Origin of the sequence: Rothia sp. HMSC072E10 (genome assembly GCF_001813965.1) — a bacterium.
Classification (GTDB): Bacteria; Actinomycetota; Actinomycetes; order Actinomycetales; family Micrococcaceae; genus Rothia; species Rothia mucilaginosa_A.
In genome coordinates this window covers 68250-83136 of sequence record NZ_KV814479.1, presented here as the reverse complement: position 1 = coordinate 83136, position 14887 = coordinate 68250, and the positions used below count along the sequence as shown (strand labels likewise).

Genomic DNA, 14887 nt, shown 5'->3' with positions numbered 1-14887 from the left:
GCGGGGTGCCCCGAAAACCCGGGGCACCCCGCCTCACTCACGCGCTCACACCCGACCGGCCGTAACCGGCCGCGGCGGTACGCGTAGCCGCAAAATCTTAGTGGAAGAAGTGGCGGGTGCCGGTCAGGTACATGGTCACGCCGGCAGCCTTAGCGGCCTCGATAACTTCCTCATCACGGATCGAACCGCCCGGGTGCACAACGGCACGCACGCCGGCGTCCAGCAGAACCTGCAGGCCGTCAGCGAAGGGGAAGAACGCATCGGATGCGGCAACCGCACCGCGGGCACGCTCGTTACCCTCGCCGCCGAGGGTGTTCGCACGCTCAACGGACAGCTTGCAGGAGTCCACGCGGTTCACCTGACCCATGCCGATGCCCACTGCGGCGCCGTTATCGGCCAGCAGAATGGCGTTCGACTTGGGCGAGCGCAGTGCACGCCACGCGAATTCGAGGTCGCGCAGGGTGGCCTCGTCGGCGGGCTCGCCGGCAACCAGGGTCCAGTTCTTCGGGTCGTCGCCCTCAGCCTGCAGGCGGTCGGCCTCCTGGAAGAGCGCGCCGCCGGAGATGGGGCGGTACTCGATGGCGTCACGGCTAAAGCCCTCGGGCAGAACCAGCAGGCGCAGGTTCTTCTTCTCGCGCAGAATCTCCAGGGCCTCGGGCTCGTAGCCGGGGGCCACGACAACCTCGGTGAAGATGCCCTTGACGGTACGTGCCATTTCAGCGGTCACCGGGCGGTTAGCGGCAATCACGCCACCGTATGCGGACAGCGGGTCGCAGGCGTGAGCCTTCGCGTGAGCGTCCGCAATCGGATCGGCGGCACCGGGGGTTGCCACGGCGATACCGCAGGGGTTGTTGTGCTTGATGACGGCAACGGCCGGCTCATCGAAGTCGTAGGCGGCGCGCAGGGCGGCGTCGGCGTCAACGTAGTTGTTGTAGCTCATGGCCTTGCCGTGCAGCTGCTCGGCCTGTGCAATGCCGGGGGCGGCCGCCGGGTTGACGTACAGGGCGGCGCGCTGGTGCGGGTTCTCGCCGTAGCGCAGGGTCTCGCTGCGCTCGAAGCCCAGGCCGGCGTACGGGGGCCAGAAGTTGGCGTCCTCGTCCTGCAGGAACTGGGATGCGGTCCAGGTAGCCACGGCGGTGTCGTAGGCGGCGGTGTGGGCGAATGCGCCAGCGGCCAGGCGGCGGCGCTCCTCCAGCGAGAAGCCACCGTTCTTAGCGGCCTCAACCGTGCGCTCGTAGTCGGCCGGGTCCACCACAATCGCGACGGCATCGTGGTTCTTTGCAGCTGCGCGAACCATGGAGGGGCCGCCAATGTCGATCTTCTCAATGATGGCGTCCTGATCCGCACCCGAAGCCACGGTCTCGACGAAGGGGTACAGGTTCACGACGACCAGATCGAAGGGCTCGACGTCCAGCTCACCGAGGGTGTCGATGTGCTCCTGCTTGCGGCGGTCAGCCAGAATACCGGCGTGGATGCGCGGGTGCAGGGTCTTCACACGGCCCTCGAGGCACTCGGGGAAGCCGGTCACCTCGGTCACCTCGGTGACGGGAACGCCTGCGGCCGCAATGGTCGCCGCGGTCGAACCGGTGGACACCAGGGCCACGCCGGCCTCGTGCAGACCGCGGGCGAAATCCTCCAGGCCGGTCTTGTCGTAGACAGAAATGAGGGCGCGGCGCAGGGGCACGCGATCGAGCTCAATAAGAGACACAAATACTCCGATACTTTGCACCGTGCCCGGCACATGCGGCGGCACGGCTGGTGGATGGATGTGAGTCCGCCCCGGTGGGCGGGATGTGCGGGTGGGGTTTACCCCCGCCGTCGCGCCGGGCACGGGGTGCCCCCACTCGGGCGGTGGGGCGCGACGGTACGTCTGTACGGGCGGGGAATCGGAGCGTGCGCTCCACCCGCCGTATGAAAAACTTATGCGGCAGAGTGCTTCTGCGCGAGGTCGGCGATGGTCTGCACGAGCAGGCGGCGCTCCTGCACCTTGATGCGTTCGTGCAGAGTTTCTTCGGTATCGCCGTCGAGCACGGGCACGGCGGCCTGCGCCAGGATGGGGCCGGTATCAACGCCGGCGTCGACGAAGTGCACGGTCAGGCCGGTAATCTTCACGCCGTGGGCCAGAGCGTCACGCACGCCGTGCGCGCCCGGGAAGGAGGGCAGCAGGGCGGGGTGGGTGTTGATAATGCGATTGCTGAAGCGCTCGACCAGCTGAGCATCCACGATGCGCATGAAGCCGGCGAACACGATGTAATCGGGCTCGTAGGAGGCGATCTTCTCTTCGAGGGCGCGGTTCCACGCCGGGCGGTCTGCGTAGTCGCCGGGCTGCACCAGGAAAGTGGGCACGCCGGCGGCCTGGGCGCGTTCGATGCCCAGGCAGGGCTTGTCGGCGCCAACAGCCGCAATGTCGAGGGGAAGCTCGCCCGCCGCTACGGCGTCGAGAATGGACTGAAGATTCGTTCCGGATCCGGATACCATAACCACAATTCGCACCCAACCAGTATAGCCCATCTCACATGCGTTGCGGGAGCTCGGAGAGAGGGTCGCCCGCGTTAACGGGAGAAGGTATTGCGGCAGCGCTCGGTAGGCCGGGACGGTCGGAAGAGCGGAGGGCTACAGCAGTCCGGACGCGGAAGGCGAACGAACGGCGGCGCGGCGGGCCCCACGCCCGAAGGGACGGTACCCTTAAAGCTATGTCTACTCCCCCGCCGAACACCCCGAACGACCAGCCCCGCAACCCTCAGCAGCAGGCTCAGCCGCAGAGCCCCGCCTCCAACCCGCAGCAGGGACAGCACCAGGGGCCGCCGACCCCCGGCAGGTACAGCGGACAGCACCCCGGCGCACAGTACCCCAGCGCGCCGGGCGCGCATCAGCCCGGCGGAAACCCCGGCAAGCCGCCGATGGACCCGCTACAGCGCCAGCGCATCCTGCTCCGCGCGGCCATGGTTCTCGTGGTCTCCGCGCTACTCATCTTCGGGGCGTCTTCCTTCGTGCTCTCCCCCATGCCCTACTTCCTGGGCCTTTTCCTCTTCGCGCTGGTGGGCATGGGGCTGAACGTCTGGGCCATCGTGCGCACCGCGAGCGCGCGCGGCCCCTGGATCTTCTACGTTGCCGCCTCCCTCAGCATCCTCTACAGCCTCATGACCGTGATCGGCGGAATCGGTCTGGCCGTCATGCCGGGGATGCAGGAGTACCGCGAGTGCCGCACGGCCGCGCTGACCGGCACCGATATGTACACCTGCGACCAGATGCTCCAGAACAGCATGGACAGCTTCGCGGGCACCGGCAGCACGGCAGGGGCCTCCTCCCGTTAGCGGCGGCCGGAGCGCACACAGCACGAAACCCGCGCGAGTCATCCTCGCGCGGGTTTCGTGCTATTTTTCGAACTATTTCTTCTTCGGGGCCTGCGAGCCGGTAGCCTCTTCCCCGGTCGGCAGCGGGGGCAGCTCCACGGTGGAGGCCTCGTCGGTCAGAAGCGGCAGGATGCCGGTCTGGGCGCGCACGCCAAAGATACGGTTCATGGCCTGGTCGGCGGAGAGCACCTCCAGCTCGCGTTCCATGAAGTCACGCTCTCCCCCGGCCTTCTTCTGCGCCTTGCGCTCGCTCTTGGCCGCCTTCTTCTCGCGGCGCTTGCGGGCGCGCTGTTCCGCCGCGGAGGGCTCGGCCTCCGGGGCCTCGGAGGCTTCGTGCCCCGAACGGTCGGGAGCGGCATCCTCGGAGCCTTCGGCGGGCTGAACGCCGAAACCGAAGTACGCCATGATGCGCCCGGCACGACCTCGCGGGCGAGCGGGCTCGGCGCTTTCGGAGGCGTCCTCGGGTTCGGCGGGGCCTTCCCCCGCGGTCTTCGCGGAAGACTTCGAGATTTCCGCGGACTTCGGGGCCGCCTTCTTCTCGTTCTCAGAACCGGCCTCGGACGCGGCGCTCACGGGCTCGGGGTTCATAAACTCGGGGATGGAGAGATCGGATTCCACCGGCTCGGGCAGGTCCTCATCGGGAACGACCTCGGCGAGCGCATCCGCCAGGGCGCGCTCGGCCACGGGGTCGGAAGCCTCCAGGGGGTAGGCGTGCACGGGCTCCTGCGGGTGCACCGGCACGTGGCCGGTGGCTACCTCGTCCACAATCGTGTGCGCCTCGGAGGGCTCCTGCGAATCCTCGTGCTCGGAGTCCTCGTTCTCAGAGTCCTCGGAGCTCGGCTCGCTCTTTCGGGAATCTTCGGCGGCCTTGCGCTCGGCTTCTTCCTCGCGGCGCTTGGCTTCCTCAGCCTCCTCACGGGCGCGACGCTCGGCCTCGGCCTTGCGCTTGGATTCTGCCTTGCGAGCTTCCTCCTCCCGGCGCTTGGCTTCCTCAGCTTCCTCCGCCTCGCGACGCTCAGCCTCGGCTTCCTCGGCAGCTCGGCGTTCCTCACGCTCGGCCGCACGCTCCGCGCGACGCTGAGCCAGGCGCTCCTTCGCGGAAGCACCAAGGCTCATCAGGCGCTCGCCCAGGTTCGGACGCTCATCGGCAAATCGCGGCAGATCGCGGCTGCTATCGGGCACCAGGGCGCGGCTGAGCAGGTTACCCAGAGCCACGCCGAGCCCCACCCACAGAGCCGTGTGGCCCGCAAAGCTCAGCGGCTCGGCACCCACCTCGGTGAAGCGGCCGACGCCCAACGAGCCGTAGGAAATCCAGCCCAGCCACAGGGCGGCCAGAGAAGTCAGCAAACCGGTCAGCATGCCCAGCGCAAGCGAGGACAGCAGGGCCGAAAGCGGACGGAACGGCACCTTCAGGGCGACCCACTCGTCCAGGTGATCCTCACCCTCACGCAGGAACCACCAACCGGCAATCGCGCCGGCGGCCACCGGAACCAGCAGACCCAGCAGGCCGGCGCTTCCCAGGGACTCAGGAACCGCACCCAGGATCGGCAGCATCGGCAGGGACCCGGCATTGCTACTCGTCAGGCCAATCGAGGTACCCGCGCCAAAGGCGAAACCGGCACCGGTCGACCAGGCCATCGCGTAAATCACCAGGTTGGGCAGGAAGCCCAACTGCAGCAGCGTCACAGCGGTATCACCCACCGGGCCCGCGTGCAGCTCCTGATAGGTGGCCACCACCTGCGACCAACCGCCCAGAATACCCAGGGCCAGTAGCAGCGCGCCCAGGCCCACGAAGGCCACCGCGGCAACCACCGCCGCGCGCACCACAGCCCACGCGTAGGACCCAGCCCAGCGCGAGTACTGGCTCATCTGCGAAATCTGCTCCGCCGTATCAACACCCACCATGCGCGAAAGCGAACGCGCCTCGCGGTAGCCGCCCCACATCAGGCCGACCACCACGATACCCAGCGGCACCAGCGCGGCGTTCAACACCTGCAGCGGCTTCGGGCTCGGGCTCGCCCAACCGTACACCGCCGAACAAATCAGCGCGTAGGTCACCGAGCCCGAGAGTACCGGAATGAGGAACTCCCCCTCGTACGAGGCGCGCGCCAGCCTGCGACCGGAACGGTAGCAAAATAGCAACGGCAGAATACTCAGGCCCAGCGGCACCAGGGTCATGGTGCCCGCGGAGGCGCCAAAGACAGCCGAGAGGTCCAGGGGAACGCCGTGAATCAGGAGCCACAGGTGGGCCGACATTGCGGCCACCGACGAGAACTCCGTGCCGCCAAAACCGTTCGTCGCCCACACGGCAGCCATAGCGGCCACCACCAGGACGCCGGACATCAGGGCGGTTAGAATCAGCTCAACGACGCCCTGAAGCCACAGGGGCATGGGCATGGAATAGCGGGAGATAGGTGAGGTGCTTTTCATCGTCCTTCAATCATGCCACGTTTTGACGACGAAACCCGCCTCCGGAAGGGCCGGTGATGGCCCTCGGAGACGGGTTTTTTCACGTCGCGTCAGTTTTTGGGTTAGTCCCTCGGCGGGAATCTTTGCGGCACCCCTATTGATCGGTCCAGGGGTTGGATGCGTTCACGCCCCAGGAACGGTACACCTGCGCCTTCGAGGAGACCAGCTCCAGATCGTAGGCGCTTGCGCTCGCGGCCATCAGCCCCTCCAGGGCGGCCGTGGGGAGGGGGCCGGCGTCGTCGCGCCCCACCGCGTGCTGACCGCGCGGGGCCTGGCGGCCCGCCCACTCGAGGCTCACACGCGCGTCCACGTTAATGACGTGGTCACCGAAGCGTTCGAGCAGCTCGGTAATCCAACGGTCGGTCTCGGGGTAGGGATAGAGGCCTTTGAGCTCACCAATGCTCAACACCGAAATGTACATGTGGCGAAACGAGCGGCGGCGCAGAAACGCAACCACGGCGGGGTCTGGATTCGCCTTACGAATCTCCGCGAGAACGTCGGAGTCCAGGAGCATACCGGAAAAGTTCATACCCCTAATGCTACGCTACGCGCAGACCGGCGATTTCGATGGCGGGAATACCCTCGGGGTTGGGCAGAAGAAGGAAGTTCAGGAACTCGTCGCGCTTAGAAGAAATGCGGGAGTAGTCGTCAATGCTGACCGCGGTGAAACCGCCTCGAGCGGGAACTGCTGCGGCACGCAGGCTGTCCTGGTAGGAGCGGGAGGGGTTCAGAGAGATTACTGCTTCGGTTGCAGAGCCGTTGTACATGTGACAACCTGCGCCGTGAGTGGCGCGATCCTTTCGCGTTGCTCTTGTCTGTACCGGTTACCACCTCTGAGGGTGGTGAATACAAACCGCTTCGTCATCCGAGCCACCCGTGAACATGGGGTTGGCGTTCGACCATAGTCGGAGCTTATCAGTCGAAACTCTTGAAGCTGGCTCCAGCTTACAGCACGTTCTCACCTTAAGTAAAGCGTTCTTCATAAAAGATTCAGGTCACATGTATTTTTGCTTATCAAATTGTTTAGTACCATTCCACGGCGGCCTCGACACGTAATATTTGATCCTCCGCAGCCCCTCGCTTTCACCCCTCCGCGAGCACGCAGACCAATCCCGCGCGGGGCGCGGCGGCCGCTTTCAGCGTGTTCAATTCGCCTCGCAGAGCGCCCGGGATACGCGCGGTCAGGCGGCAATGACCGCCCGCCGGGCGGTACCTCACCCGATGCGAGATAATGGGCAGGTGCCCAACAATCCTTTCCCCGAAATCCCCGTCACCGTACCCCAAATCATTCGACAGGTCGGCCACCGCACCTACCAGCGCGGGGCCGCCTACCAGCGCAACCGCGAGGTCGTGCGCTACAGCTACGACGAGGATAACCGCACCCTCACCGGGCTCGTTAACGGAAGCACCCTCGTGCCCTACGAGGTGACGATTCGGTTCTTCCCCCCGCGCGCCGGCTCGGCTGCCTTCGCCGCCCGATGCACCTGCCCGGTCGTCAGTAATTGCAAGCACGCCGTGGCGCTCATGCTCACCGCGCTGGACCGCGCCTCCGTAGCGAAAAAGGCGCTCAGCGAACACCCCGGACCGGTCGGCGTACCCGGTGCCGTAACGAAGGCTACCGCTGCGAAGGTGGCGACAGATGCAAAGGGATTCGCAGGTTCAAAGAGCGCGGACGTTGCGGAGGCGAAGAAATCCGCCGACCCGCTCGCAGCACTGCGAGCCTCCGGTGCACTCACCACCGCGGCGAAACTGCCCGCACCCGATGCAGCGGCTGTCGAGCCCGAAAACCCCCAGGGAAGCTTTGCGCTCAACGAGCTAGGCGCCTCCCCGAGCCTGCAGGCAGAGGCACCCGCCTCCAAGATTTCTGCCTGGCGACGCGATCTCTCCTCCGTCCTTTCCGCACGTCAGGACCTTTCCGGCATCGATTCGCTACGGGTCAGCGGCGCGCTCGACCTCTCGATGAGCGTCTCGGGATCCTACGCGCGCGGCCGCAACATGCCCGGGGCGACCCCGGCCATCAACCTGCTCGCGCGCCCGCTTATGCGCTCCAAAACCGGCCGCTGGGTCAAGGGCGGCCTCACCTGGGACACCTTCGCCTCGAGCGTGGGCGGGCCGGTCGGCCGCCACGATATCTACCCGGAGCATGAGCGTTTCTTCGCCGAGCTCTACTCGATTGCCCGCCCCTGGCAGAACATGTACTCCTCGCACCGCGATTGGATTTCGCTCAGCGCCGCGGGCTCTGCACTGCTCTGGGATGTGCTCGCACGCGCCGAGGAAATCGGCCTGCCCCTGCTGATTAACGGGCGCGAGGTGGAATACGCCATCCTGCCGCCCGCGCGGGTGCGCCTGCGCGCCGCCGCTCTTCCCGAAGACTCCGAGGAGAGCCCGGACGGGGGCCTGCTCCTCGAGGCCGCGCTGAGCTGGGAGGGGCGCGAGGGCGAGCTTCTGCGCCAGCTCTGGCTTCCGGCCGCTCACTGCCACCCCATGGGCACGCCCCGCACCGGCTTCTTCGCGCTCGGCGGGCTTGCGCAGCAGGAGTACGAGCAGGCCGCCAAGGCCGTGCACTGGAAGACCGCCCGGCCGGGCGCGCTGAACGAGGTGGGGCGCGACGCCTTTGTGCAGTCTGAGCAAACCGCACAGCCGGAGCAGGCCGCGGTTCCGAACCTCCCCGAGGGCGTGGAGCTGGCGCTCATCCCCCTGGTCGAGCCGCTCGACGCCGCCTCCGAGGCGCTCATTAGCGCCGGAACCGTCAAGATTCCCGCCGCCGAACGCCCCGCGTTCCAGCGCGATTTTCTGCCGGCGCTCAGCCGTTCCGTACCCGCGCTCACCCCCGACCCGGCTCTGGCCCTGCCTGCCGTCACCCCGCCGCGCCTGGTGCTCGAGCTGACCTTCGATGAGGAGGTTCGCCACGATGCGCAGCTGGGCTGGCACTGGGAGTACCCCCTCAACCCCTTCGAGGCCGACCCCGAACACGAATCCGGCGTTCAGCGACTGCCGGTCTTCGGGTACCCCGGCGAGGAGGGCGGCGAGGTGCGCGACGAGCGCTTCGAGGCCCGCGTGCTACGCTCGGTGCGCTCGGTGCTGGCCGCGCATCCGGCCCTGGCCAGCCTAGAAGAGCGCCGCGTCGAGGGTTGGGAAACCCGCGAGCTGCTCAGTGCGATTCTGCCGAAGTTGCGCCGCATTTCCGCCGTTCGGGTGCGTTTCAACGGCACCCCACCCGAGTTCGTGGAAGCCACCGACGCGCTCATCGAGGTAACCGTCACCGAGGGCAATTCGCGCGACTGGTTCGGGCTGGGCATCGCTGTGAAGGTGAATAACTGGACCGTGCCCTTCGCCCAGATTTTCGAGGCGCTGGACCGGGGTGCGGACCGCATCCTGCTAGGCAACGGCACCTACTTCTCACTGCGCCGCCCCGAATTTAAGACCCTGCGCACCCTCATCGCGGAGGCGCGGGAGCTCGACGAGGCGGGCGGCGAGCTGCGCATCAACCGGCACCAGGCCGGGCTGTTCTCCGAGCTGGAATCGCTGGCGGCCAGCGTGCAGACCACCCGGCGCTGGGATGAGCAGGTGCGCTCCCTGCTGGCGCTCGTGGAGGCCTCCGAGGCCCGCGAAACCGACCCCGCAGACGGTGCGGATAAGCCCGCGGCAAGCCACGATACGCATGACAAGCGCAACAATGGGGGTGTGGTGCGCCCGAACCTAAACCAAGAGTACCCGGTCCCCGCGGGCCTGCGCGCCACCCTGCGCCCCTACCAGGTGGAGGGTTACCGCTGGCTCACCTTCCTGTACGAGCATCGCATGGGCGGCATTCTCGCCGACGACATGGGCCTGGGCAAAACCGTGCAGGCTCTCGCCCTGCTCGCCCACGCCATCGAGGAGCACCGTGCCGCCTCCGAACGTACCACCGAGCGCGGTGAGAGCGTCGAGCCGTTCGCACCCTTCCTCGTGGTTGCGCCTACCTCCGTCATCTCGAACTGGGCGGCGGAGGCCGAACGCTTCCTGCCCAGGGCGAAGGTCGTCACCATTACCGAAACCACCGCCGGCAAGACCCCGCTGGCCGAACGCGTGGCCGGGGCGCACCTAGTGCTGACCAGCTACACGCTGCTGCGCATGGACGAGGACGCGTACGTCTCCTACGCGGCCGGGCTCGGCTCGGAGGAGGGCCCCGGCACCCCCGGCTGGGGCGCGCTCCTGCTGGACGAGGCGCAATTCGTCAAAAATACCGGCACCCGCGCCTGGTCTATCGCCCGCGCCATGCCCGCGCGCACCAAGATCGCCATGACCGGCACGCCCCTGGAGAACAACCTCATGGAGCTGTGGGCGTTGCTGGCGATTGTGGCGGACGGGCTCTTCCCCTCCGCCCGCGCCTTCCGCGACCTGTACGCCCGCCCGGCGGAGTCCGGTGAGGACCCCGCGCACGCGGCCGCCACGACCGCTCGCCTGCGCCGGCGCATCCGCCCGCTCATGCTGCGCCGCACCAAGGAGCTGGTAGCGGCTGAGCTTCCGGCGAAGAACGATGTGCGCGTGAACCTGCCGCTGGCCCCCGGCCACCGCCGCATCTACGACACGCACCTGCAGCGCGAGCGCCAGAAGGTTCTGGGCCTGCTGGAGGACATGGACAAGAACCGTTTCACGATCTTCCAATCGCTGACGCTGCTGCGCCGCCTGGCCCTGGATGCCGCGCTCATCGACCCGGACGCCTACGAGGGCGTCACCTCGGCGAAGCGCGAGTACCTGGTGGAGCGGCTACCCGAGCTGCTGGCCGGTGGGCACCGCGTGCTGGTGTTCAGCCAGTTCACCGGTTACCTGAAGAGCATCGCCCGGGCCCTGAGCGAGAAGGGCATCGACCACCTGTACCTGGACGGTTCGACCCGCAACCGTGCCGAGGTCATCGAGGCGTTCCGCGCCGGGGCCGCGCCGGTGTTCCTGATTTCGCTCAAGGCCGGCGGTTTCGGTCTGAACCTGACCGAGGCGGACCACGTGTTCATCATGGATCCGTGGTGGAACCCCGCCGCTGAACAGCAGGCCGTGGACCGTATTCACCGCATCGGCCAGGAACGTGAGGTGCACGTGTACCGGCTGGGCGCCGAGGGCACGATCGAGGAGAAGGTCATGCAGCTGAAGGCCTCGAAGGCCGCGCTCTTCGATGCGGTGGTCGGCGAGGGTGAGTTCGCCTCCGCGGCGGTCACGGCCGAGGATGTGCGCGAGCTCTTCGCGCTGCCGGAGGAGAAGGACGCGAGATAGCGGCCCCTCTCCCCCGCCGCGGCTCGTCATGATTCTTCGCATCGTTAAGCTCGAGGCACAACCGACTCGTCTTCGCCTCGGCCGCGGGCGTAGCATAGAGAACCAATGAACCCCGCGGAGGCCTCGCCTCCCCCGCAGAAAACGAAGGAGCATCATGAGCTACAACGTACCCAACGTAAAGTTCAACGACGGCCGATCCATTCCGCAGCTGGGCTACGGCGTGTGGCAGGTTGAGGACGAGGTCGCCGAGAAGGTCGTGGCCACCGCCCTGGAGATCGGCTACCGCCACATCGACACCGCCGCCATCTACGGCAACGAGGCGGGCGTGGGCCGTGCTATCGCTAACTCCGACGTGGCTCGCGAGGACATCTTCCTCACCACTAAGCTGTGGAACTCCGACCAGGGCTACGAGAGCGCTTTTGAGGCGTTCAATGCCTCCCTGGAGAAGCTGGGCACCGACTACGTTGACCTGTACCTGATTCACTGGGCCAAGCCGCAGCAGGGCCTGTATCTGGATTCCTGGCGCGCGCTGATTGAGCTGCAGAAGCAGGGTAAGGTCCGCTCGATTGGTGTGTCGAACTTCCCCGAGGAGCAGCTGCGCGAGATCATCGAGAAGACCGGCGTGGTTCCGGCTATCCACCAGATTGAGCTGCACCCCTACTTCTCGCAGGAGGCGCTGCGCGCCGTTCACGCCGAGTACGGCATCGTGACCGAGGCGTGGAGCCCGCTGGGCAACGGCAGCGATCTGCTGCAGAACCCCGTGCTGGCTGAGATCGCGGAGCGTCACGGCGCAACCCCCGCGCAGGTTGTGCTGGCGTGGCACCTGGCTAAGGGCACCGTGGTTATCCCGAAGTCTGTGACCCCCTCCCGCATTGAGGAGAACCTGGCGTCGGTGAACGTGAAGCTGACCGCCGAGGACATCGCGGCCGTGGATGCGCTTTCCACCCCCGAGGGTCGTATTGGCGCTGACCCGGCGAACATCGACTTCTAGGGTGTAGCGCGGGTGTAGAGTTTGAATCGCACCTACATAAAGCCCCGACAGGCACAGATAGTGCTTGTCGGGGCTTTTGCGCGCCCTGGTGGCGCGGCTTTTCGGGCTTTCGAAGACCGGTTTTAGCGAACGCTCGTTCTTGGATTGTTCGGCAAACCATCAGCTATCCTGGCGGGCGCTTCGTAACTAACTCCCGCCCGCCAGTTTTCGACGATTAGCTCTCGTCCTCCACCAGCAGCGAGAGGGAGATGCGGCGGCGGACCGGGTCAACCTCCACGACGCGCACCCGCACGATGTCGCCGCTGCGCACAATGTCGTGCGGGTTCGCCACGAACCCGCGGCTCATCTGCGAGATGTGCACGAGGCCGTCCTGGTGCACGCCGATATCCACGAACGCGCCGAAGGCCGCCACGTTCGAGACGGTACCCTCGAGCACCATGCCGGGGCGCACATCCTCAAAACGCGAGACGGATTCGGAGAAGCGTGCGGTGCGGAAGCTACCGCGCGGGTCCAGGCCGGGGCGGCGCAGCTCGGTGAAGATGTCCTGCACCGTGTACACGCCGGCGGTGCCCTCCTCTGCACCGTCCTGTCCGCCCTCCTGCACGTAGTCGGCGGGGTTCAGCCCGGCCAGCGGGTCGCTACCGTCCGAGGTGCCCAAGGCGCCGGACCCCCAGCGAGCGCCGTTGCGGGCCTGCGCGTCGGCAATAATGCGGCGCGCGAGCGGGTAGGCTTCCGGGTGCACCGCGGAGGCATCCAGAGGCTCCTCGCCGCCACGAATACGAATGAATCCCGCCGCCTGGCGGAAGGTCTTCTCACCCAGCCGCGGCACGTTTAGCAGCTGCCGGCGGTTCGCAAAGGGGCCGTGCTCGGTGCGGTAGGCGACGATGCGTTCGGCGGTCGCGGTGCCCACGCCCGCCACGTGCGCGAGCAGCTGCACGGAAGCGCTGTTGAGGTTCACGCCCACGGCGTTCACGCAGTCTTCGACGGTGTCGTTGAGGGCGCGGCGCAGGGCGGCGGGCGGCACGTCGTGCTGGTACTGGCCCACGCCGATGGACTGCGGGTCAATCTTGACGAGCTCGGCGAGCGGGTCCTGCAGGCGGCGCGCGATGGAGACGGCGCCGCGCACGGTCACGTCGTAGTCGGGCAGCTCGGCGGCGGCCAGGGCCGAGGCGGAGTAGACGGATGCGCCCGCCTCGGAAACGGTCACCTTCTGGGGTGCTTCCACGCCCTCCTCGCGCAGGGCGCGAATGAGTTCGCTGGCAAGCCTGTCGGTTTCGCGGCTTGCGGTGCCGTTGCCGATGGCGATGAGCTCCACGTGCTCCTCGCGGCAGGCGGCGGCGAGTTCGCGCAGCGCCTCCTCCCACTGATTGCGCGGGGCGTGCGGGTAGACGGTGCCCGTGCGCAGGGGCTCGCCCGTCTCGTCGACGACGGCGTACTTCACGCCGTGGCGCAGGCCAGGGTCCAGGCCGAGGGTGCGGCGGTGCCCGGCGGGCGCGGCGAGCAGAATATCGCGCAGGTTGGAGGCGAACACCTCGGTCGCGTTCTGCGCGGCGGTATCGAGCAGGCGGTGGCGGATGCGCTCGGCCAGGCGCGAGCGCAGGTGAGCGCGCCAGGCGGTGCGCACGGTGGCGGCGAGCCAGCCGAGCACGCGGTCCTCGTCGTCCACGGTGTTGAGCACCTGCACGGGGATGCGCAGCGCGGCGGCCACCTCACGCTCGTATGTAGAACGTACGTTCTCGTAGTTTTCGGCGGCAGCCTCGGCTTCGGCGCGGGCGGCCCCGCGCAGGCGACTGAGCGGTGCGGGGGCGGGTGCCACGTCCACCTTCAGGCGCACCACGCCGGCGTCCTTGGCGCGGTGCAGGGCCAGCACGCGGTGCGGCGGGATGGAGCGAATACGGTCCGAGAAGGCGAAATAGTCCGAGAACTTCGCGCCGTCGCTTTCGTGCCCGGCAATGACCCGGGATTCGATGACGCCCTGCTCGCGCAGGCGGGTCAAGAGCTTCTCGCCGAGTACAGGGTCGGTGAGGGCGCGGTCGATCAGAATCGCGCGGGCACCCTCGAGGGCCTCCTCGGCCGTGCGGATGGGCAGCGTCTCGTCCCCGTCCGCGCGGGCCTCGGCGATTTCCTCATCGGTGGTGATGTAGGCGGCGGCGATGGCGTGCGCGTCGGCGAGGGGCACCTCCAGCAGGTCCTCGACGAGGGAGTCGAGCCCGGCAGCGCGGGCCAGCTGCGCGCGGGTCACGCGCTCGCTACGGTAGGGGGCGTAGAGGGCGTTCACGTCTGCGACGGTGGCGGCGTTCATGAGCGAGGAACGCAGCTGCAGCAGGGTGAGCGGGTCGATAAGCCCCTCGTCGGCGCGCGCGGTGAGCGCCTCGAGCACGCGGGCGCGGCGCTCTTCGAGGGCGCGTAGCTGACCCAGGCGGGTCTGGATGGCGCGCAGCTGGGTGTCGGTGAGCGCGCCCGTCGCTTCTTTGCGGTAGCGGGCGATGAAGGGCACGGAGTTGTCGGCGTCGAGCAGTGCCACGGCGGCGCCGATACGGTGCGGGGCGATGCCGAGCTCTGCGGCGAGTACCGAGACAAGGTGCGAGGAGGGGGCCCGCTCGGCCCGCCCGTCACGGTCCTGTCGGCTACAGTTCGGTTCGGGGTGCGACTCGTTGGCGGATGCGCCGCGCGGCGCGATGCTGCTCGGGAGGGGGTGTTCGCTCATCCCTCCAGTTTCGCATACTTCGCCGACGCTCCGGGAGCCGGGCCGCCGGGACCGCTGTCGGGATCCCCGCGGCCGCCGCCGAGCCTGCCGGGGTAGTATCGACCCCGCCCGGCCTCAGCCGCC

The 14887-nt window shown here is 67.6% G+C and carries 9 protein-coding genes and 1 riboswitch; of the genes, 3 read left to right on the top strand and 6 right to left on the bottom strand.

From position 1 onward, the window contains the following. Positions 1-97: 97 nt before the first annotated feature. Positions 98-1708 (bottom strand): bifunctional phosphoribosylaminoimidazolecarboxamide formyltransferase/IMP cyclohydrolase, encoded by a 1611-nt coding sequence (gene purH, locus HMPREF2944_RS00715; protein ID WP_070679463.1) that lies wholly within the window; start codon positions 1706-1708, stop codon positions 98-100. A 212-nt stretch (positions 1709-1920) separates the two neighbouring features. Further along, entirely contained in the window at positions 1921-2478 is a 558-nt protein-coding gene (purN, locus tag HMPREF2944_RS00710; RefSeq protein ID WP_049333074.1) for a phosphoribosylglycinamide formyltransferase, read from the bottom strand. Positions 2479-2693: 215 nt separating this feature from the next. On the opposite strand from purN, the gene HMPREF2944_RS08920 reads away from it, so the two are divergent. After that, complete coding sequence (locus HMPREF2944_RS08920) at positions 2694-3314, top strand: 4-hydroxyphenylpyruvate dioxygenase (protein ID WP_168165812.1); 621 nt, start codon at positions 2694-2696, stop codon at positions 3312-3314. A 72-nt stretch (positions 3315-3386) separates the two neighbouring features. Here HMPREF2944_RS08920 and HMPREF2944_RS00700 read toward each other — a convergent pair whose 3' ends face one another. The 3 genes from HMPREF2944_RS00700 to HMPREF2944_RS00690 all read right to left on the bottom strand — a co-directional run bounded on the left by HMPREF2944_RS00700 (position 3387) and on the right by HMPREF2944_RS00690 (position 6589). Next, entirely contained in the window at positions 3387-5783 is a 2397-nt protein-coding gene (locus HMPREF2944_RS00700) for a cell division protein PerM (protein WP_070679460.1), read from the bottom strand. Between the two features lie 133 nt (positions 5784-5916). Beyond that, a complete protein-coding gene (locus HMPREF2944_RS00695; protein ID WP_070679457.1) occupies positions 5917-6351 on the bottom strand; it encodes a PIN domain-containing protein in 435 nt (144 codons plus the stop codon). Positions 6352-6361: 10 nt separating this feature from the next. Next, complete coding sequence (locus tag HMPREF2944_RS00690; protein WP_049342913.1) at positions 6362-6589, bottom strand: hypothetical protein; 228 nt, start codon at positions 6587-6589, stop codon at positions 6362-6364. A 35-nt stretch (positions 6590-6624) separates the two neighbouring features. Next, positions 6625-6756, bottom strand: a riboswitch (SAM riboswitch). A gap of 257 nt (positions 6757-7013) precedes the next feature. Here HMPREF2944_RS00690 and HMPREF2944_RS00685 point away from each other — a divergent pair. Beyond that, the gene (locus HMPREF2944_RS00685; protein ID WP_070679454.1) at positions 7014-11066 is read left to right on the top strand and encodes a DEAD/DEAH box helicase; all 4053 of its coding nucleotides are present in this window, start codon (positions 7014-7016) and stop codon (positions 11064-11066) included. A gap of 154 nt (positions 11067-11220) precedes the next feature. Further along, positions 11221-12057 (top strand): aldo/keto reductase, encoded by an 837-nt coding sequence (locus HMPREF2944_RS00680; protein ID WP_070679451.1) that lies wholly within the window; start codon positions 11221-11223, stop codon positions 12055-12057. Positions 12058-12271: 214 nt separating this feature from the next. On the opposite strand, the gene HMPREF2944_RS00675 is transcribed toward HMPREF2944_RS00680, so the two are convergent. Continuing rightward, positions 12272-14764 (bottom strand): helix-hairpin-helix domain-containing protein, encoded by a 2493-nt coding sequence (locus tag HMPREF2944_RS00675; protein WP_083313036.1) that lies wholly within the window; start codon positions 14762-14764, stop codon positions 12272-12274. Positions 14765-14887: the final 123 nt, after the last annotated feature.

Bases quoted from the DNA above. Each gene is read 5' to 3' on its own strand.
- purN (WP_049333074.1), bottom strand. From the start codon at position 2,478: ATGGTATCCGGATCCGGAACGAATCTTCAGTCCATTCTCGACGCCGTA.
- HMPREF2944_RS08920 (WP_168165812.1), top strand. From the start codon at position 2,694: ATGTCTACTCCCCCGCCGAACACCCCGAACGACCAGCCCCGCAACCCT.
- HMPREF2944_RS00700 (WP_070679460.1), bottom strand. From the start codon at position 5,783: ATGAAAAGCACCTCACCTATCTCCCGCTATTCCATGCCCATGCCCCTG.
- HMPREF2944_RS00695 (WP_070679457.1), bottom strand. From the start codon at position 6,351: ATGAACTTTTCCGGTATGCTCCTGGACTCCGACGTTCTCGCGGAGATT.
- HMPREF2944_RS00690 (WP_049342913.1), bottom strand. From the start codon at position 6,589: ATGTACAACGGCTCTGCAACCGAAGCAGTAATCTCTCTGAACCCCTCC.
- HMPREF2944_RS00685 (WP_070679454.1), top strand. From the start codon at position 7,014: ATGACCGCCCGCCGGGCGGTACCTCACCCGATGCGAGATAATGGGCAG.
- HMPREF2944_RS00680 (WP_070679451.1), top strand. From the start codon at position 11,221: ATGAGCTACAACGTACCCAACGTAAAGTTCAACGACGGCCGATCCATT.
- HMPREF2944_RS00675 (WP_083313036.1), bottom strand. From the start codon at position 14,764: ATGAGCGAACACCCCCTCCCGAGCAGCATCGCGCCGCGCGGCGCATCC.